The 19,620-nt window shown below is 63.6% G+C and carries 17 protein-coding genes; 12 read left to right on the top strand and 5 right to left on the bottom strand.

Translation table 11 applies throughout. The features are described from left to right. Positions 1-72 precede the first annotated feature (72 nt). From FJW08_RS20440 to rpsA, 3 genes are all read left to right on the top strand, one after another. Positions 73-426, top strand: coding sequence for a hypothetical protein (locus FJW08_RS20440; protein ID WP_140812039.1), 354 nt, complete (start codon positions 73-75; stop codon positions 424-426). Between the two features lie 65 nt (positions 427-491). Continuing rightward, positions 492-1,142, top strand: coding sequence for a (d)CMP kinase (gene cmk / locus FJW08_RS20435; RefSeq protein WP_140812105.1), 651 nt, complete (start codon positions 492-494; stop codon positions 1,140-1,142). 205 nt (positions 1,143-1,347) lie between these two features. Further along, positions 1,348-3,045, top strand: coding sequence for a 30S ribosomal protein S1 (gene rpsA, locus FJW08_RS20430; protein WP_140762771.1), 1,698 nt, complete (start codon positions 1,348-1,350; stop codon positions 3,043-3,045). Between the two features lie 76 nt (positions 3,046-3,121). Here the strand turns inward: rpsA and FJW08_RS20425 are convergent, their stop codons facing one another. The 4 genes from FJW08_RS20425 to FJW08_RS20410 all read right to left on the bottom strand — a co-directional run bounded on the left by FJW08_RS20425 (position 3,122) and on the right by FJW08_RS20410 (position 7,244). Further along, positions 3,122-3,829, bottom strand: coding sequence for an SDR family NAD(P)-dependent oxidoreductase (locus tag FJW08_RS20425; protein ID WP_140762773.1), 708 nt, complete (start codon positions 3,827-3,829; stop codon positions 3,122-3,124). Positions 3,830-4,067: 238 nt separating this feature from the next. Further along, positions 4,068-5,648, bottom strand: coding sequence for a 5-guanidino-2-oxopentanoate decarboxylase (locus FJW08_RS20420; protein ID WP_140812038.1), 1,581 nt, complete (start codon positions 5,646-5,648; stop codon positions 4,068-4,070). A gap of 82 nt (positions 5,649-5,730) precedes the next feature. Beyond that, complete coding sequence (locus FJW08_RS20415) at positions 5,731-6,402, bottom strand: TetR family transcriptional regulator C-terminal domain-containing protein (protein WP_140812037.1); 672 nt, start codon at positions 6,400-6,402, stop codon at positions 5,731-5,733. Beyond that, positions 6,372-7,244, bottom strand: coding sequence for a dimethylarginine dimethylaminohydrolase family protein (locus FJW08_RS20410; protein ID WP_140812036.1), 873 nt, complete (start codon positions 7,242-7,244; stop codon positions 6,372-6,374). The genes FJW08_RS20415 and FJW08_RS20410 overlap by 31 nt, the downstream gene beginning before the upstream one ends. A 214-nt stretch (positions 7,245-7,458) precedes the next feature. On the opposite strand from FJW08_RS20410, the gene FJW08_RS20405 reads away from it, so the two are divergent. The 6 genes from FJW08_RS20405 (at position 7,459) to FJW08_RS20380 (ending at position 13,310) form a co-directional block, all read left to right on the top strand. Then, positions 7,459-8,274 carry an ABC transporter ATP-binding protein gene (locus FJW08_RS20405; protein WP_140812035.1) on the top strand — a complete coding sequence of 272 codons (816 nt, stop codon included), beginning with the start codon at positions 7,459-7,461 and terminating at the stop codon, positions 8,272-8,274. A 56-nt stretch (positions 8,275-8,330) separates the two neighbouring features. After that, the gene (locus tag FJW08_RS20400; RefSeq protein ID WP_140812034.1) at positions 8,331-9,128 is read left to right on the top strand and encodes a transporter substrate-binding domain-containing protein; all 798 of its coding nucleotides are present in this window, start codon (positions 8,331-8,333) and stop codon (positions 9,126-9,128) included. Positions 9,129-9,333: 205 nt separating this feature from the next. Further along, positions 9,334-9,999 carry an ABC transporter permease gene (locus tag FJW08_RS20395; protein WP_140506889.1) on the top strand — a complete coding sequence of 222 codons (666 nt, stop codon included), beginning with the start codon at positions 9,334-9,336 and terminating at the stop codon, positions 9,997-9,999. Then, positions 9,999-10,808, top strand: a complete 810-nt coding sequence (locus tag FJW08_RS20390; RefSeq protein WP_140812033.1) for an ABC transporter permease — start codon at positions 9,999-10,001, stop codon at positions 10,806-10,808. Before FJW08_RS20395 ends, FJW08_RS20390 begins: the two co-directional genes overlap by 1 nt. Positions 10,809-10,908: 100 nt before the next feature. Further along, positions 10,909-11,910: an Ldh family oxidoreductase gene (locus FJW08_RS20385; RefSeq protein WP_140812032.1), complete on the top strand. Its 1,002-nt coding sequence runs from the start codon at positions 10,909-10,911 to the stop codon at positions 11,908-11,910. A gap of 422 nt (positions 11,911-12,332) precedes the next feature. Continuing rightward, a complete protein-coding gene (locus tag FJW08_RS20380) occupies positions 12,333-13,310 on the top strand; it encodes a complex I NDUFA9 subunit family protein (RefSeq protein ID WP_140762797.1) in 978 nt (325 codons plus the stop codon). A 241-nt stretch (positions 13,311-13,551) separates the two neighbouring features. On the opposite strand, the gene FJW08_RS20375 is transcribed toward FJW08_RS20380, so the two are convergent. Then, positions 13,552-14,919 (bottom strand): cytochrome P450, encoded by a 1,368-nt coding sequence (locus FJW08_RS20375; RefSeq protein WP_140812031.1) that lies wholly within the window; start codon positions 14,917-14,919, stop codon positions 13,552-13,554. A 211-nt stretch (positions 14,920-15,130) separates the two neighbouring features. Between FJW08_RS20375 and FJW08_RS20370 the strand changes: the two genes are divergently transcribed. The 3 genes from FJW08_RS20370 (at position 15,131) to FJW08_RS20360 (ending at position 19,620) form a co-directional block, all read left to right on the top strand. Next, positions 15,131-15,700 carry an NADPH-dependent FMN reductase gene (locus tag FJW08_RS20370; protein ID WP_140812030.1) on the top strand — a complete coding sequence of 190 codons (570 nt, stop codon included), beginning with the start codon at positions 15,131-15,133 and terminating at the stop codon, positions 15,698-15,700. Between the two features lie 313 nt (positions 15,701-16,013). Then, positions 16,014-18,485 (top strand): DNA topoisomerase (ATP-hydrolyzing) subunit B, encoded by a 2,472-nt coding sequence (gyrB, locus tag FJW08_RS20365; RefSeq protein ID WP_140762806.1) that lies wholly within the window; start codon positions 16,014-16,016, stop codon positions 18,483-18,485. A gap of 214 nt (positions 18,486-18,699) precedes the next feature. Further along, positions 18,700-19,620 (top strand): hypothetical protein, encoded by a 921-nt coding sequence (locus FJW08_RS20360; RefSeq protein ID WP_140812029.1) that lies wholly within the window; start codon positions 18,700-18,702, stop codon positions 19,618-19,620.

The following is a 19,620-nucleotide window of genomic DNA, read 5'->3' as shown; positions in this document are numbered from 1 at the left end:
CAAATTTGGCTATCAACTCAATCGTTCTTTAAGGGTTGGCCCTTCAAGCTCAAACGAGTATTGGAGATAGCCATGACTATTCTGGTCTCGATGATAATAGCCGGTGCGGTCTTGACGATTGCGAAGGCGATGTCCGTTGCCAAGGCTATGAAAGATCGAAATTATTCATGGGTGCGCCTTGGTTTGACCTCAGCCCTATGGATCGGACTGACCATACCAAGCATGGCTTCTTCGTGCGGAGCCATTGGTTGTTCATATGGCCTGCATTTCGGCTGGATACTTGAGCCAGTCCGAGCCTATCTTGACTCAAGCGCCTTATTGCTGGTGATGGGTGGCTACGCGATCCTCAGCGTGTATTTTTTCGGGCATATATTGGGCTTGGTATTTTCTGTTTTTAGAACAAATTCGCAGCCTGCTCAGCAGTAGCGCTGACTCGTTCGAACCGCTGGTGGCATATTGCATTGACGCCGGTTCTCGGCTTGTTGTCGTTCATGACCCAGTCCTTCACCATCGCCATCGACGGACCCGCCGGTGCCGGCAAGGGCACCCTGGCCCGGCGCCTTGCCGACCATTACCGGCTGAACCTGCTCGACACCGGCCTCACCTATCGCGCCGTCGCCCACGCATTGTTGCGGCTTGGCTTGCCGCTCGACAACGTCTCGGCGGCCGAGACCGCGGCGCGCCAAGTCGACCTGGCAAAGCTCGACCGTACCGTGCTGTCGGCGCATGCGGTCGGCGAAGCGGCTTCGAAGGTCGCGGTTTTCCCGACCGTGCGGCGCATCCTGGTCGAAAAGCAGCGCGACTTCGCCAGGACGCCGCCGGGCGCGGTGCTTGACGGCCGCGACATCGGCACCGTCGTCTGCCCCGACGCCGACATAAAACTCTATGTGACGGCAAGCGCCGAGGTGCGTGCGAAGCGCCGGCTGGCCGAGATCGAAAGCATCGGCGGCACCGCCGATTTCGCCGAAATCCTCGCCGACATCCAACGCCGCGACGAGCGCGACATGGGCCGGGCGGACTCGCCGTTGAAGCCGGCCGCCGACGCGCACTTGCTTGATACCAGCGAAATGGCTATAGAAGCCGCGTTTCTCGCGGCCATGTCTGTCATCGACGACGTGCTGGCCAAGAGAAACAAGGCCTGATCCGGGTTTTCATGCTGCTTCCGATTGCCGGAGGCGAAGAAAATACCCATATCGGGCACGAACCAGCCTGCCAGCATTCTTCATGCGCCGGAATTGCCGCTTAAGAGCGGCCCAGGGCTTTTTAGCCCGGAACGCCGGCAGGCCAACGCAACGCTAACCCACGGCGCCCGTCCCGCTCGAGATGCGGGGCACTCCAGGAGAAACAATGTCAGCTGCAAATCCCACTCGCGATGATTTCGCGAGCCTGCTCGAAGAATCATTCACCACCGGCCACTCTGGCGAAGGTCAGGTCGTCAAGGGCACGATCACCGCGATCGAAAAGGACATGGCCATCATCGACGTCGGCCTCAAGGTCGAAGGCCGCGTGCCGCTGAAGGAATTCGGCGTCAAGGGCAAGGACACCACCCTCAAGGTCGGTGATACCGTCGAAGTCTATGTCGAGCGCATCGAGAACGCGCTTGGCGAAGCGATGCTTTCGCGCGAGAAGGCCCGCCGCGAAGAGAGCTGGGTCCGTCTCGAAGAGAAGTTCACCAAGGGTGAGCGCGTCGAAGGCGTCATCTTCAACCAGGTCAAGGGCGGCTTCACCGTCGACCTCGACGGCGCCGTGGCCTTCCTGCCGCGCAGCCAGGTCGATATTCGCCCGATCCGCGACGTTTCCCCGCTGATGCACAACCCGCAGCCCTTCGAGATCCTCAAGATGGATCGCCGCCGCGGCAACATCGTGGTGTCGCGCCGTACCGTGCTCGAGGAGAGCCGCGCCGAACAGCGTTCGGAAATCGTGCAGAACCTCGAAGAAGGCCAGGTTGTCGAAGGCGTCGTCAAGAACATCACCGATTACGGTGCGTTCGTCGACCTCGGCGGTATCGACGGCCTGCTGCATGTCACCGACATGGCATGGCGCCGCGTCAACCATCCGACCGAAATCCTCAACATCGGTCAGACGGTCAAGGTGCAGATCATCCGCATCAACCAGGAAACCCACCGCATCTCGCTCGGCATGAAGCAGCTCGAGAGCGATCCGTGGTCCGAGATCGGCACCAAGTTCCCGATCGGCAAGAAGATCAAGGGCACCGTCACCAACATCACCGACTACGGCGCGTTCGTCGAGCTGGAGCCGGGCATCGAGGGTCTCATCCACGTTTCGGAAATGTCGTGGACGAAGAAGAACGTGCATCCCGGCAAGATCCTGTCGACGACGCAGGAAGTCGACGTGGTGGTACTCGAGGTCGATCCGGCCAAGCGCCGCATTTCGCTCGGCCTCAAGCAGACGCTCGAGAATCCTTGGCAGGCTTTCGCCATGAGCCATCCGGTCGGCAGCCAGGTCGAGGGCGAGGTCAAGAACAAGACCGAGTTCGGCCTGTTCATCGGCCTCGAAGGCGACGTGGACGGCATGGTCCACCTCTCCGACCTCGACTGGACCCGTCCGGGCGAGCAGGTCATCGAAGAGTACAATCGCGGCGACATGGTCAAGGCGCAGGTGCTCGACGTCGACATCGACAAGGAGCGCATCTCGCTCGGCATCAAGCAGCTGGCCAAGGATACGGTCGGTGAAGCCGCGACGTCAGGCGAACTGCGCAAGAACGCGGTCGTCACCTGCGAAGTCATCGGCGTCAAGGATGGCGGTCTGGAAGTGCGGCTGGTCGACAGCGGCATCGAGACCTTCATCAAGCGCTCCGACCTCAGCCGCGATCGCGACGAGCAGCGCCCCGAGCGCTTCACCGTCGGCCAGAAGGTCGACGCCCGCGTCATCGCCTTCGACAAGAAGACCCGCAAGCTGCAGGTCTCGATCAAGGCGCTGGAAATCGCCGAAGAGAAGGAAGCGGTCGCCCAGTACGGCTCGACCGACTCCGGCGCTTCGCTGGGCGATATCCTGGGTGCCGCGCTGAAGAAGCAGGGCAGCTAAGCCCCTCATATAGCTCAAAAACAAACCCCGCCGGATCGCTCCGGCGGGGTTTTTCTTTGGCGAATGCTCTTGAAGCTCAGGCCCTGCCGTAGAGCGGCACCAGCGTTCCGCTCATTGCCCGGTTGGTGGGCGAGGCGAGATAGGCGATGGCCTCGGCCGCCGCTTCGAGGCTGACCCACTTGGTGAAATCGGCATCCGGCATATCGGCGCGGTTGGCCGGCGTGTCGAGCGTCGAGGGGGCCACGGCATTGACCAGGATGCCGTTGGCCTTGAGCTCTTCCGCCATTGCCACCGTCATGGCGGCCACCGCCGCCTTGCTGGCGGTGTAGGCGACCATCCCGGCGCCGCGCCTGGGGTCGAGCCCGGCGCGCGCGGTGACATTGACGATGCGGCCGGCAGAGCCCGACGCCAGCATCGAGCGGATAGCCGCGCGGCTGCACAGGAAGGCGGTGCGGGCGTTGGTATCCATCATCTCGGCAAAGGACGCCGATTCGATCTTTTCCACCGGCGCCATGGCAAAGCCGCCCGCCAGATGGATCGATCCCCACAAGGCAGGAACCAGAGAATAGAAGGCTTCGACCTTGGCGGAGTCCGACAGGTCGACATTGTGCGCCAGTTTGACATTATCATGCGTGGTGAAGGGAAAGTGTGAAGGTGCGGCGGCGTGCGCGTTCGGCACATGGCAGATCGCGCCCTGCTCCAGCAGTCTGCCGACCACCGCCCCACCGAGCGCGCCGGTTCCACCGGTCACCACGATATGCCTGCCTTCAAGTGTTTCCGTCATCCTGGACCGTTCCTGTCATCTTTATGACTTTTGTCGTTGATTTGCCGCGCCGACGCGAAGCGTCGCGCCTTTCGGTCGATCACTCAACCGATATCTCGACATGGCAGCCGTCACGTCTTTGCATGCGTCAGGACGCCGTCGAATAGCGAAACCACCCGGAAGCGGCTCATGTCTTTGCAAAAACCAAGCCGGCGAATGGTCCGCTTCCGGACGAGGGACCGAGGCTGGCTCGGACGATTCAAACGATCGTGATTTCGATGACGCGCGGCAGGCCCGTTGCCCGGGCGTGCTTCAGCGCCTGTGGCAAGGCGCCGATGTCGGCCAGTCTTTCGGCGCCAATGCCATAGGCTTCGGCCAGCTTACAGAAATCAGGCGGCGCCGGCGACACGCCGACAGGTTCCACGCCGACATCGAGCATCGAGGTCTCGATCTCGCGATAGCCCCTGTTGTTCCAGACGACGAAGATTACGGGCGCCTCGGAATCCAGCGCTACGGCTATCTCCGGCAAGGTGAACTGGAAGCCGCCGTCGCCGGTCAGGCAGACAACCGGTGCATCGGGCATGGCGAGTGCCGCGCCGATCGCCGCCGGAGGACCATAGCCCAGCGCGCCGAAGCCGGTCGCCGCATTGAACCAGCCGCCAGGCCGGTCGTGGTCGTAATAGAGGTTGGCGGCGTAAATCGGCTGGGTCGAGTCGCCGACGATGATGGCGCCGGGCAATGCATCGCGGATTATTTCCACGGCATGCACCTGCGCCGCATAGGCCGGGCTCAACTCGGCAAAGGCGGCCTTTCGCCCCGCCGCGGCGCGGCCATGGCCGTCTTCTCCGGCGCTGTAGCCAGGATCGATCGCCGCAAGCAGGGCCTCGATCGCGTCGGCGCAATCGGCCTGGATGGCGACCGTCACCGGGCGCCGCGCAAGCTGGTCGGCGCCGATGTCGATACGGATCAGGTTCGAAGGCAGCACGAAGCCGCCGTCGCCATAGCCGTCATAGTCGGTTGGGCCGAATTCGGTGCCGGCGGCGATCACCAGATCGGCCTCGGCCATCAGCGCGCGGACCGCCTTCAGGCTCGGACTTGCCGGTACGCAGAGCGGATGGCGGTGCAGCAAACCGCGTGCGTTGGTGGTCTCGACGACCGGAGCGCCCAGCCTTTCGGCGAGGCGCCGCAGCGGGGCTTCCGCCTTCCTGGCGCCGCCACCGGCAAGGATCAACGGACGGCGCGCTACCTTGATCAGCTTTGCCGCCTCGGCAATTGCCCCAGCTTCCGGAGCAGGCGGGGCGGCATTGCTCAGCGCAGCCGCAAGACCGTCGGCAGGCTTCACCATGACGTCGGTCGGAATTTCGATGTGCACCGGTCCTGGACGCGCGGAAGAAAACAACGCGAAGGCACGGGCGAGCGCGCCCGGCAGTTCTGCAGCCTCGGTGATGCGCTCCGACAACAGCGCCACCTTCTCCATCATGCCGCGCTGATCGGGCAATTCATGCAGGAAGCCGAGCCCCTTGCCGAGCGTGTCGGTGGCATTGACGCCGGAGATCACCAGCATCGGCACTGAATCGGCGCGTGCCTGGCCCATGGCGGTGATGGTGTTGGTCAGCCCCGGCCCGGTGATGACGAAGGCGACGCCCGGCCTGCCGCTGGCGCGGGCATAGCCGTCAGCCATAAAGCCGGCGCCCTGTTCGTGGCGCGGCGTGACGTGGCGGATCTTCGATCTCGCCAGGCCGCGATAGAGCTCGACCGTGTGGACGCCGGGGATGCCGAAGACGATGTCGACGCCATGGGCCTCGAGTAGCGAAATCAACGCTTCGCCGATGGTGGTCATTGGTTTTCTCCCCTCTGTCTCTTTGTTGCTTACGCAATTCCCAAGGGAAAGCGCAACGCGCTATTCCCGGGAAAACCGCTTCTCATTTTTCCTGGAATTGCTCCAGCGGCGCGAGGCCGAGCTCGGCCTCGACAGCCTTGATGCCAATCGCCGCCAGTTCGCCGGGCGAGAACATCTCGCCGGCCAGGCAGCCTTCGATCCAGAGCCCGTCGATGATCGCATTGATCGCGATGGCATGGTGGCGCAGCTCGTTTGCGTCCGGCTTGTGCTGTTCGGCGGCGAGCACTTCGGCCACAACCGCTTCCACCTCGTTGCGAAAGCCAAGGTAGCCTTCGCGGTGGGCACGGGCCAGGGCAGGATCCGCACCGGCGCGGCCGATGAAGGTTGCCCAGAGCGAAAACACCCGCGCGTCGATGATCGGCGCGTTGAGATTGGCGGTGACGAAAGCCGCAAGTCGCTGGCGCGGCGAGGCATCATCCATGACCAACGCCGCTTTCGCCTGCTCGGTCATGCGGCCGACCAACGCCGTATAGGCTTCCTGCAGCAATTCTTCCTTGCCCGGGAAATAGTGCCGGATCAGCCCGGCGGTGACGCCGGCACGCAATGCGATGGTGCGCAGGCTGGCGCCTTGCAGGCCATGTTCCGCCACACTGTCGAGAGTCGCTTCGATCAGATCCTGCCGCCGCCGCTCCTCGCCCTCGCGACGGAACTTACGGCGCGCATTCATTGGCGCAGGATCGGTCGCGTCAGACATGTCGGCCCGCCTTCGCAGGCGATGCAGAGTGCATCCGCCTCGAAGATTTCGACCGTGCAGCCGGCGGCTTCCATGGCGGCCTTGGTCCTGGGAAAGCCCGCGACGGCAATGACGTTGAGCGGGCTGGTCGGCAACACGTTCAGGCTGAGGCCGTTGGAAGCGGCGAATTCTTCGGCGTCGCCTTCGACCAGCCGGATGCCGCGCGCCTTCAGCGTCTGATAGAACGGCGCCGGTAAAAGCGGCGAATAGACCAGCGCTAGGTCGTCGGCCAGCGGGCTGATCACAGACATCAGATGCAGGCACGCCTCTTCGCCCTGCCACAGCGGCAGATCAAAGCCGTAGACGGAGATGCCCAGCGGCGTTAGCAGATTGGAGACCTGCTGGATGCCTTCCTGGTTGGAGCGGACACCGCGCCCGATCGCCAGCGTGCGGGCATCCACCCATACACAGTCACCGCCTTCGACCTGGCCAGGAGCCTCGACGCGGCCAAGGATCGGAATGCCCAGTCTTCTGTAGGTTTCCTCATGCAGCGAGGGCTCGCTGGCGCGCAACGGCTTACCCATGGACAGGATCAGCGCGCCGCGGTCGGTCATCAGCGAGGGGTCGTGCGTGAACACCGAATCCGAAAGTCCGTCGGCCTTGTCCTCGATCCATTCGATCTCGGCGCCGGAAGCGGCAACCAGTTCAGCAAGGACCGCGTGCTGCGAGGCTGCTTTCGCCGGGTTGAATCCCGAGCCATAGTGCCAGGCGGCCCGGTCGGCGTCACGCATGGCGTTGGCCGCCGACCGCATCAGCACGCGCCGCAGCGGCGCCGCCATGGACTGTGATCCGAAAACGCTCATCGATGCCCTTTTTAAGCTGAAAAAAATCCAGAAAATTTCATGAAAGGCTATTTATACACTTGCACAACAAGCCCGCAAGTGCCGTAATGAGCGGGATTGACGGGCTCGCTCTGTTGGGTCCATGCTTGAAGTCTGGAGCGGGGCAGTACAGTGTTATGTTGATTAGCCGGATAGACGTTCGACGAACTGCCGTCGGTCCCATGGAGGCCATTTGGTGAGCGCTGTGGTAGCTGCCAAAGTCCCATCCGGCGAGGCGCAGGACGGCGCCGCAGAAGCCATCCATGTCGAGAACCTGCACAAGAAATTCGGTCAACTGCATGTGCTGAAGGGCGTATCGCTGTCGGCGCGTGACGGCGAGGTCATCGCCATCATCGGCGGCTCGGGCTCGGGCAAATCAACGCTGCTGCGCTGCATCAACTGCCTGGAAAACCCGACCAGCGGCATCATCCGGGTCAATGGCGAGGAGATCAAGCTCAAGGCGGACAGCCACGGCCACACCATTCCGGCCGACCGCAGGCAGATCGAACGCATCCGCTCCAAGCTCGGCATGGTGTTCCAGAACTTCAACCTGTGGAGCCATATGACGCTGATCGAAAACGTCATCGAGGTTCCCGTGCACGTGCTGGGCGTCAAGCGCGACGAGGCTGTCGCCCAGGCCGAAAAGCTGCTGGCACGCGTCGGGCTCGCCGAGAAGCGCGATGTCTATCCGGCCTATCTCTCCGGTGGGCAGCAGCAGCGCGCCGCGATCGCTCGCGCGCTCGCCATCAATCCGCGCGTCATGCTGTTCGACGAACCGACCTCGGCCCTCGATCCCGAACTGGTCGGCGAAGTGCTGAAGGTGATCGGCGATCTGGCACGCGAAGGCCGCACCATGGTGCTGGTCACCCACGAAATGAAATTCGCCCGCGAGGTCGCGACCCACGTCGTCTACCTCTACAACGGGCTGGTCGAGGAGGAAGGCCCGCCGGAGGAGATCTTCGGCGCGCCCAAATCCGAAAGGCTCAAGCAGTTCATCCGCAACATCGGCTAGGGAACGGCCGGGACGGAAGAAAAACGGGAACCAACAACAAACTGGGAGTTCTGAAAATGAAGACTGTTCTGAAGACATTCGCCGCGGCGCTGCTGCTCGGCGCCGCCGCCATGGGCGTGGCCAAGGCCGATCCGGTCAAGATCGGCGTTGCCGCCGAACCCTACGCGCCCTTCACCTCGCCCGATGCTTCGGGCAAGTGGGTCGGCTGGGAGATCGACTTCATCGACGCCGTTTGCGCCGAGGAAAAGCTCGACTGCGTCATCACCCCTGTCGCCTGGGACGGCATCATCCCGGCGCTGACGACCAAGAAGATCGACCTCATCGTCTCGTCGATGTCGATCACCAACGAACGCAAGAAGACCATCGACTTCTCCGACAAGTACTACAACACGCCGACCGCGATCATCGGCCCGAAGGACCAGAAGTTCGGCGCCACGCCGGAGGACCTCAAGGGCAAGGTTGTCGGCGTCCAGGTGTCGACCGTGCATGCCGTCTACGCCAAGAAGCATTTTGGCAGCACAGCCTCCGAAATCAAGGAATACCAGACGCAGGACGAAGCCAACAACGACCTTGCCGCCGGCCGCCTCGACGCGGTGCAGGCCGATTCCATCGCGCTCAAGGAGTTCCTCAAGACCGACCAGGGCAAGGCCTGCTGCGATCTCAAGGGCATGGTGGCCCCTGACGACGAAGTGCTCGGACCGGGCGTCGGCGCCGGCGTGCGCAAGGAAGACACCGATCTGAAAGAGAAGATCAACGCCGGCATCAAGGCGATCCGCGCGAACGGCAAATATGACGAAATCTCGAAGAAATACTTCGATTTCGACATTTACGGCGGCGCCCCGCAGTCGAACTGACGACCCTCGCATGGGCTGGAGGACGGGGCGCTGACGCCCCCGTCCTCCAGCTAGCCAGTCCACGCACGCTTGCCGCCGGCCGCTTGTGTCGGCGGATCGAGCCCGCAATCCGGGGGCGACGCTGATCGAATCCTTTCTCCCGGCCTCCGCGGCCGGCATCGTCGAACTTCTCTCGCCGGCGCCCGTCGGCTGGGGCGGGACGCTTTTGCTCGGGCTCTTGCATTCGCTCGAGATCGCCGTCGGCGCCACCATAGTCGGTTTGCTGATTGGAACCTGGGGTGCCTATGGCAAGCTTTACGGCGGGCCCGTGGTACGCGACCTCTTCGCGGTCTACACCACGGTGGTGCGCGCCGTGCCGGAACTGGTGCTGATCCTGCTGCTCTACTATGCCGGCACCGACCTGATAAACCAGGTGCTGGCCGCGATGGGTTACCAGCGTGTCGACATAAGCGGCCTGGTGGCAGGCATTGCCGTGCTCGGCTTCGTCCAGGGCGCCTATTCGACGGAAGTCATCCGCGGCGCGATCCTCGCCATTCCGCAGGGCCAGATCGAAGCCGCCCGCGCCTTCGGCATGTCTCCCGGCCTTCTGTTGCGGCGTATCACTCTGCCGGCGATGCTGCCTTTCGCCATTCCGGGTCTCGCCAATCTGTGGCTGATCGCCACCAAGGACACCGCGCTGCTGGCCGTCGTCGGCTTCTTCGAACTGACGCTGGCGACACGACAGGCGGCAGGCGTCACCAAGGCCTATCTGGTTTTCTTCCTCGCCGCCGGCGTGCTCTATCTCTGCGTGACGCTGGTTTCGAACTTCCTGCTTGGCCGAGCCGAGAAATGGGCGCGGCGCGGCATGCCTTCCATCAAGGAGGCACGCTGATGACCAGCGAAACAGCCGTCATCGACACGGCGGCGCGCGCTTCGCTCTGGCTGCAGCCGCATCGCATCGTGCTGATCCTAATCGCGCTGGGGCTGGTGGCGTCGGCCGCCTACTTCATGCGCTGGGACTGGCTGCCGCAATATTGGGAAATGGGCCTGATGGGCATCTGGCGTGCCCTGTGGATCCTGGCCGTCACCTGCGCGCTCGGCTTCACGATCGCCGTGCCGGTCGGGCTGGCGCAGGCGGCCGGCTCGATCTGGGTCGCGGCGCCGGCGAAAGTCTTCTGCACCATCATCCGCGGTACGCCGCTGCTGCTGCAGCTATGGCTGCTCTATTACGGGCTGGGTTCGCTGTTCCCGCAATATCCGTGGATTCGCGAATCGTGGATGTGGCCCTATCTCAGGCAGGCGTGGCCATACGGCGTACTGGCGCTGACCTTGTCCTTCGCCGGTTACGAGGGCGAAGTGATGCGCGGCGCCTTCGCTGGCGTGCCCAAGGGGCAGTTGGAAGCCGCCCGCGCCTTCGGCATGAGCCGCTGGAAGATCTTCCGCCGCATCTGGCTGCCGCAGGCCTTCTACCGGGCGCTGCCGACACTGACCGGCGAGACCGTACTGCAGCTGAAATCGACGCCGCTGGTGGCGACCATCAGCGTCATCGACATCTTCGCCGTCTCGTCCAAGGTGCGGCAGGACACCTATCTCACCTACGAGCCCTTGCTGCTCCTGGCGTTGATCTATATGGCGATCACCGGCATTCTGGTCTTCGCCTTCAGCCGGATCGAGGCGCGGATCCCGGTCAAGATCGGGTAAGTTCAGTGAGCAGTGAGTAGCGAGTGGTGACCGGCTGGCCAGCCCTTTCACTACTCGCTACGCACTGCTCACTAACGACCACACACTGAAGGCATGCACAATGCAACTCACTCTCGACCAGGCAACAGGACTGTGCCGGATGGCGGCACTTGGCGCCGGCGCCAATGAGGAAGCGGCGCAATCGCTCACCGCCTCGATCATCGCGGCCGAGGCAGAAGGACTTGCCGCCGTCGGGCTGTCGCATTTCATCGATTACCTCGAAGCGCTCGAGGCCGGCCGCATCGACGGCAATGCCGATCCGGTGATTACGCGGCCGGCGCTGGCCATCTATCTCTCGGACGCGCGCCGTGGGCTGGCGCATACCGGCTTCGACCGCACCATCGACGACCTAGCCAAGGCGGCGAGACTGTTCGGCGTCGCCATCTTCTCGCAGAAGAACGCCTATACGTGCGGGGCGCTCGGCTACTTCACCGGCCGGCTGGCCGCGCAGGGGCTGGTGTCCTTCGCCGCCACCAACGGTCCAGCCGTCCTGGCCGGTTCGGGCTCAGTCAAGCCGGTCTATTGCACCAATCCGATGTCGTTCGCCGCGCCCGCCGCCGATGGCCCGCCGCTGGTCATCGACCAGTCGTCGAGCGCGACCGCCTTCGTCAACATCCGCAAGGCCGCGGAAGACGGCAAGAAAATCCCCGAAGGCTGGGCGCTGGACGCGAGCGGCAATTCGACAACCGACCCGGCCGCCGCCATGAAGGGCGCCATGCTTGCCTTTGGCGGCCAGCGCGGCGCCAACATCGCGCTGATGGTCGAAGTGCTGGCGGCCGGCCTGTCGGGCGCCAACTGGTCGCTCGACGCGCCGTGGTTCAGCGGCGGTCCCGACAGTCCGGGAACCGGCCTGTTCGTGCTCGCGGTCGAGCCCAAGCTGCTCGATCCGGATTTCGAGCAGCGCATGAAAGACCAGCTCGACCGGCTGCGCCGGCGCTATGGCGTGCATGTGCCCGGCCGCGCCCGGGCCGAAGCGGTCGAGAAGGCGCAGGCGCGCGGCATCACCGCGCCCAAGGCGGTGATCCAGCGCATCTCCGAATTCGCCGAGCGCTATTCGGCCTGAAGAGCTCGACCAAGTCTTCCGCGCGTCGGTGAACCTTTCCGCGCGTCCCTACGACACATGGCTGTCCGGGTCGGGTTGCCCGGTCGGTGTCTTCTGTCGGATGCGTTCAGGGCTGGGGCGGGCGTACTTGCTTCACGCCACGCTGATACCGTCTCAGGTCAGGCCGCCTCGTCGGACCCTGGTTTCGACACGAGCTTCACCCGGGAAACCCCGCTTCGGCGGGGTTTTCTGCGTTTGTCATTCATGACGCCAAACAATGATGAAAGCGCCATGCGCTTCTCGCGAAAAAACCGCTTCACACTTTTCCTGGAATTGCTCAAAAAACAAGGATGAGGCGACGACGCGTCACCCTTTGCCTTTGGCGCAAAACGGACTATGAAACGGCTCAGCCAAGCCATCTGCAACGCGCGCCGGAGCCCGCCATGACCGAAATCCTGCAGACCCCAAAGCTCGTCGTCGTTTTTGGCGGGTCGGGCTTTGTCGGCCGTCATGTCGTGCGGGCGCTTGCCAAGCGCGGCTATCGCATCAGGGTCGCCTGCCGGCGGCCCGATCTTGCCGGCCATTTGCAGCCGCTCGGCAATGTCGGTCAGATCCAGCCGGTGCAGGCCAATGTGCGCGTACGCTGGTCGGTCGACCGCGCCGTGCAGGGCGCCGACCACGTCGTCAATCTCGTCGCCGTGCTGCATGAGAGCGGCAGGCAGAAATTCTCCGCCGTGCACGAATTCGGTGCTCGCGCCATCGCCGAGGCCGCGCGCGCGGTCGGTGCCGGCCTCACCCATATTTCGGCGCTCGGCGCCGATCTGGACTCCAAATCGGATTATGCGCGCACCAAGGCGCTGGGCGAGAAGGCCGTTCTGGAGACGATCGCGGACGCCGTCATTTTCCGGCCATCGATCAATTTCGGGCCGGAGGACGCGTTCTTCAACCGCTTCGCCAACATGGCGCGTTATTCGCCGGTGCTGCCGCTGATCGGCGGCGGCCAGACCAAGTTCCAGCCGGTCTATGTCGGCGACGTTGCTGAAGCTGTTGCGCGTTCGGTCGACGATAAGGTCGATGGCGGCCAGGTCTACGAGCTTGGCGGCCCCAACGTGCTCAGCTTCAAGGAGTGCATGCAGGAAATGCTCACCGTGGTCGAGCGCAAGCGCCTGCTGGTACCGGTGCCGTGGTGGGTGGCCAACATCCAGGCCTCGATCCTCGGCCTGCTGCCCAACCCGATGCTGACCAAGGACCAGGTGATGCTGCTGCGTGAGCACAACATCGTTTCGGACGAAGCCGCCAAGGCCAACCGGACACTGGCGGGGCTCGGCATTCAGCCGCAATCGATCGCGACGATCCTGCCCAGCTACCTCTGGCGCTTCCGCGCCGCCGGCCAGTTCCAGCAGCGCAAGCCCGCGGTGTGAGCGGGCGCAACAGCCGCAAGGCGTGCTGAGATTCAGGTCAGGCCGAGTGGTGGCTTCCGAGAACCGGCCTACGCCGACCGTAGCCTTCATAGAGCGGAGACACTTATGAGGGCTTCGGCCGGCGAAGGCCGGAGCGGACCGTACTTAAAGTACGTGAGCACAGTTCTACTGCGACGCAGTAGAACGGGGAAGCACAGGAAGCCGTCGTTCGCAGGCCGGCATCACCTGAATATCGGCATGCCTAGCGAGGCGTGATCCGCATTGGCAGACCGCCTTGCGGCTGCGTGGTCAATTTCTGCACCGGCCAGGGTTTTGTCTCAGCGGTCGCATCGAAGCGGAAGCGTGACAAAAGGATGGCGAGCGCGATGATCGCCTCCTGCATGGCGAAGCTGGCGCCGATGCACACACGCGGGCCCGCGCCGAAGGGCAGATACTGGAAGCGGTCGATCTTTTCACGGTTTCCCGGGTGGAAGCGTTCGGGCAGGAAGGCGTCGGGCCGATCCCACAGCTTCCTGTGGCGGTGGACGACCCACGGCATCACCAGCACGGCCGCGTGTTTGGGGATATAGAGATCCTTCCACATTTCCGGCACGATCGGCTCGCGGTTGATCGACGGCGCCGGCGGGTAGAGCCGAAGCGCCTCGTCGAAGGCGGCGCGTGTCAGCGGCATGGCGTCGAGCCACTTCGTCGGATCGGGCTCGCGCGCCAGCACCTGGTCGATCTCCTGTTCGACGCGGTCGCGCTCCCAGGGCGATTCGGCCAGGCAATAAAGCGTCCAGCCGAGCGCGCGCGCCGTGGTCTCGTGGCCGGCGCCGATGAAGGTGATGATGTTGTCCTCGACTTCCGGGCGCGTCAGTCCGTCGGGGCCTTCGGCCTCGAGCAGCAGCGTCAGGAAATCCTGAGGCACGGCGTCGGGGTGGCGCCTGAACTTCTCTTCGCGCATCTTGACCGTGTCGGTCACGATCTTGCGGAAATAGGCCATCGTCTTGCGGCCGCGGATGCGGGTCAGCCGCGGCAGCCAGTCGGGCGCGCGCAACAGGTCGAGCGGATCGACGCGGCCCATGGTCTCGAACAGGCGGTCGATCTCGTTTTCGAAACTGCCCGGCTCGCCTGCGATCTCGCCGGAAAACAGCGTCTCGGCCAGGATGTCGTAGGTGAGCAGCGTCATGTCATGGGCGATATCGGACGTGCCGCCCGCCTCGTAACGGGTCACGAACTCCAGCGTCCGCTTCAGCATTGGCTGTGCGAAGCCGAAAATGTGGCGCGGCGTGAACACCGGCGCCATCGCCTTGCGCGACCGCTTCCACACCTCGCCCTCGGCGGTCAGCAGGCCATCACGCAGGATCGGCCGCAGGATCTTCTGGCGCACCGTCGCCATCTTGTAGTTCTTGGCGTTGTCGACCAGCACATGGCGAATTAGGCCGGGATCATTGGCGATGACCAGCGGTCCGCCGGCCCCCTTGGCCGAAATCCAGGGTTCGTTGTAGGTGGGCTCGCCCCAGAGTTCGAGCGGATTGCGATAGACGATGCGGATCATCTCCAGCGTCGAAGGCGGCGATGTGCGCGGCTTCGGAGCGGGAGGAACAAAGGGGGCGGGCTGAGTATCCATGAAGTGCTCCGCTATTCCCATCAATGTAGTGGCTGGCACAGCGGGCGTCCATGTGGCCGAACGGCAGGGCGGACCATGGCGGAAGGAACGCCAGGGCATGCAGTCCGTTCATCCGATCGTGACCGTTCCGTCAGGGCTCCGACCTTGTCCGCTGGAACGCTCTGCCGTAGTGACAGTCACCAACGGATACCGCCCGACAAAGGAGCCTGTCTTGAAGCAGCAGTTGAACATCATCATCGGCAGCACACGGCCCGGCCGCGCCGGCCCGGTTTTTGCCGAGTGGCTGGAGACGTTCGTGCGCGAGCATGGAAAATTCGAGCCGGTGCTGACCGACATCGCCGCGTTCAGCCTGCCGGTGCTGGACGAGCCGCACCATCCAAGGTTCGGCAACTATCAGAACGACCACACCAAGGCCTGGTCGAAGGCGGTCGACGCCGCAGACGCCTTTGTCTTCGTGGCGCCGGAATACAATTATTTCGCGGCACCGGCAATCGTCAACGCGATCGACTATCTCGCCCGCGAATGGAAATACAAGCCCGCCGCCATCTTCAGCTATGGCGGTGTCTCCGGCGGCCTGCGCGCGGCGCAGGCGCTGAAGCCGCTGCTGACCTCGGTCGGGATCATGCCGATCCCGGAAGGCGTCGCGCTGCCATTGTACCAGAAACTGCTCGATGAGAATGGCGCCTTCGATGCCAGCGAGCAGGTGCGGGGCGGGACCAAGACCATGCTGGACGAACTGTTGCGCTGGAGCGAGGCGTTGAAGCCAATGCGCGCAGCCTGAAAGAGCCGCTCTCAACCCGGCTTGCTCGCGCCGGCGGTGCTTTCCCAGGCGCTCGACATGACGCTGGAACTTGACCGGAGCGGGCGGGCTGTCGCTGCGGCTAAAGTTGGTGATCAAGTCTCTCAGGGACCGCGTTGCCCAAGGCGAATAGAGCGCGGCGAGAGGCCTATGTGGACAGCCGGCTCAATCTCCCGGGAAATGCCTGCAAACCTTGGAAAAACCGCCTTTAGCGCCTATATCTAATCGATATCAGAAGCGCGATTCGGGGCCGATTTTTCGCGCTATAATAGCGGCATCTAGACAACAGGTTTTCATGAGCGACCAGACCGAGAATGCCAACGGCGCTGAAGCCGAATACGGCGCCGATTCCATCAAGGTTTTGAAGGGGTTGGATGCTGTCCGCAAGCGGCCGGGCATGTATATCGGCGACACCGATGACGGCTCGGGCCTGCATCACATGGTCTACGAGGTGGTCGACAACGCCATCGACGAGGCGCTGGCGGGCCATGCCGACCTGGTTTCGGTGACGCTCAATCCCGATGGCTCGGTGACGGTTATCGACAATGGCCGTGGCATTCCGACCGACATTCACCCCAGCGAGGGCATATCGGCGGCCGAAGTGATCATGACGCAGCTGCACGCAGGCGGAAAGTTCGACCAGAACTCCTACAAGGTGTCTGGCGGTCTGCATGGCGTCGGCGTCTCGGTGGTCAACGCGCTGTCGGCCTGGTTGAAGCTCAAGATCCGCCGCAACGGCCAGATCTTCGAAATGAGCTTTACCCACGGCGATGCCGACGCGCCGCTGAAGGCGACCGGCAGCTACGAGCAGGACAAGCGCCCGGGCACCAATGAGGGTCGCAGCGGCAGCGAGATCACCTTCTTTCCATCCGCCGAAACCTTTACCATGGTGGAGTTCGACTTCGGCACGCTGGAGCACCGGCTGCGCGAACTCGCCTTCTTGAACTCCGGCGTGCGCATCGTGCTGACAGATGCCCGTCATGCCGACGTCGTGAGGCATGAACTGCATTATGACGGGGGCCTGGAAGAGTTCGTCAAATATCTCGACCGCGTCAAGAAACCGCTGATCGACAAGCCGATCGCCATTAGGGCCGAACGCGACGGCATCACCGTCGAAGTGGCGATGTGGTGGAACGACAGCTACCACGAGAATGTGCTGGCCTTCACCAACAACATCCCGCAGCGCGATGGCGGCACCCATCTGGCTGGTTTTCGCGGCGCGCTGACCCGCCAGATCACCGGCTACGGCGAATCCTCGGGCCTGACCAAGAAGGAAAAGGTCTCGCTGATCGGCGACGATTGCCGCGAGGGCCTGACAGCGGTGCTGTCGGTCAAGGTTCCCGACCCGAAATTCTCGTCGCAGACCAAGGACAAGCTGGTCTCGTCGGAAGTCCGTCCCGTGGTCGAAGGGCTGGTCAACGAAGCGCTCGGCACGTGGCTCGAAGAGCATCCGACCGAGGGCAAGGTGGTCGTCGACAAGGTGATCCAGGCCGCTGCGGCGCGCGAGGCCGCGCGCAAGGCACGCGACATCACCCGCAAGACCTCGCTCGGCGTCACCTCGCTGCCCGGCAAGCTGGCCGACTGCCAGGAACGCGACCCGGCGAAGTCCGAAATCTTCATCGTCGAGGGCGACTCGGCCGGTGGCTCCGCCAAGGGCGGCCGTTCGCGCCAGAACCAGGCGATCCTTCCGCTGCGCGGCAAGATCCTCAATGTCGAGCGGGCCCGCTTCGACCGCATGCTCAGTTCCGACATGATCGGCACACTGATCACCGCGCTCGGCACCTCGATCGGCAAGGACGAATTCAACGCCGACAAGCTGCGTTACCACAAGATCATCCTGATGACCGACGCCGACGTCGACGGCGCCCATATCAGGACCTTGCTGCTCACCTTCTTCTTCCGGCAGATGCCGGAGCTGATCGAGCGCGGCCATCTCTACATCGCCCAGCCGCCGCTCTATAAGGTGACACGCGGCAAGAGCTCGCAATACATCAAGAATGAGAGCGCCTTCGAGGAATTCCTGATCGATTCAGGGTTGGAGGAAGCGTCGCTCACGCTTGGCTCAGGGGAGGTGCGGACCGGACAGGATCTGCACGGCGCCGTTGCCGATGCGCTTGCCGTGCGCCAGCTCATCAACGGCTTGCACACGCGCTACAACCGCGACGTCGTCGAGCAGGCGGCGATCGCCGGCGGCCTCAATCCCGATGTCTTCGCCGATCTTGGTCGCGCCAACGCGATGGCCGAGCGGATCGCGCAACGCCTCGACATCATCGCCGAGGACACCGAGCGCGGCTGGACCGGCCGCATGTCGACCTCGAACGAGGGTATCGGCGGCTATGTCTTCGAACGCACCGTGCGCAGCGTCAAGGAATACGCCCATCTCGACATGGCGCTGATCAATTCCGCCGACGCACGCCAGCTCGACCGGTACGCACAGCGCCTCAGCGAGGTCTACGGGACGCCGCCGGTGCTGCGCCGCAAGGATGTGTCCGAAACCGTCTCGGGACCTCTGGCGCTGCTCAACGCGGTCTTTGCGACCGGGCGCAAGGGACTGACCATGCAACGCTACAAGGGTCTCGGCGAGATGAATGCCGAGCAGCTCTGGGAGACCACGCTCGACCCGAATGTGCGCTCGCTGCTGCAGGTCAAGGTCAACGACGCGACCGATGCCGACAGCTTGTTCTCGCGCCTGATGGGCGACGAGGTGGAACCACGGCGCGAATTCATCCAGGACAACGCGCTATCGGTCGCCAATCTGGATATTTGAGGTTTCGTCCAGTTTTTTTGAACATTGGCGTGGCTCGGGCGCGCGCCAATAAGGAGCGTCCGCCGGAACAGAAGGCCTTCAAAGACATTGTGACAGTGTCGATCACAATTTCTTGCAGGAGGCCTTCATGGGACGCGGCATTCTACTCTGGTTGCTCGGAGTTCCGATTCCGATCATCATTCTTCTCATGCTTTTCATGCGATAGGGGGCCGCTATGCAGTCCGCCACCTTATCGGCTGTCGACGTATCGGCTTCGACGGAATCGTCTTCCACCGCCGTCAGCTGGGGACCGATCATTGCCGGCGCCTTCGCGGCCTCGACACTGACCTTCATCCTCATGCTGCTCGGCTCGGGCCTTGGGCTCAGCATGGTTTCGCCATGGTCCGGTTCCGGTGCATCGGCCACCACTTTCGCGGTATCGACCGCCATCTGGCTTATCGTCGTGCAATGGCTGTCGTCCGGCGTCGGCGGCTACCTCGCGGGCCGGCTGCGCACCAAATGGGTCGGCGTCCACACCGACGAGGTCTATTTCCGTGACACCGCCCACGGCTTCCTCGCCTGGGCATTGGCCACGCTTCTCGTTGTAGGCGTACTTGGCTCTGCGCTTTCCGCCGCTATTGGTTCAGGCGTGCAGGCCGCGTCCACCGTGGCCTCGGGAGCCGCCATGGGTGCGTCGGCCAGGGCCTCGGCCAATGCCAGCGGGGCATCGACCGATAACGCGACGTCCTATTTGGTGGATTCGCTGTTCCGCCCGGCCGATCCGGCCAAGCTTGCGACTGCCAATCCGGCCGACGAAGCCGCTGCGGCCGGGCAGGCCTCGCGCATCCTCATCGCCAGTGCCGTCGCCGGCGAGGTCTCCGCGGAAGACAAGACCTATCTTGCGCAATTGGTCGCCGCGCGCACCGGCCTTTCCGAGGCCGATGCCAAGACGCGTGTCGACACTGTACTGGCAAAGGCGCAGGACGCGAAAGTCAAGGCGAAGCAGGCGGCCGACACGGCGAGGAAGGCAAGCGCCACCTTTGCGCTTCTTGGTGCCCTGTCGCTGGTCATCGGCGCCTTCATCGCCAGTGCGGCCGCTGCGCTCGGCGGCAGGCAGCGCGATGAAGAAGAAGCGGTCTTCCTAAGCAACGGTTGA

The organism is Mesorhizobium sp. B3-2-1 (assembly GCF_006439515.1).
In the GTDB taxonomy this organism is placed as follows: domain Bacteria; phylum Pseudomonadota; class Alphaproteobacteria; order Rhizobiales; family Rhizobiaceae; genus Mesorhizobium.
This window is presented reverse-complemented; position numbering and strand designations above follow the sequence as displayed.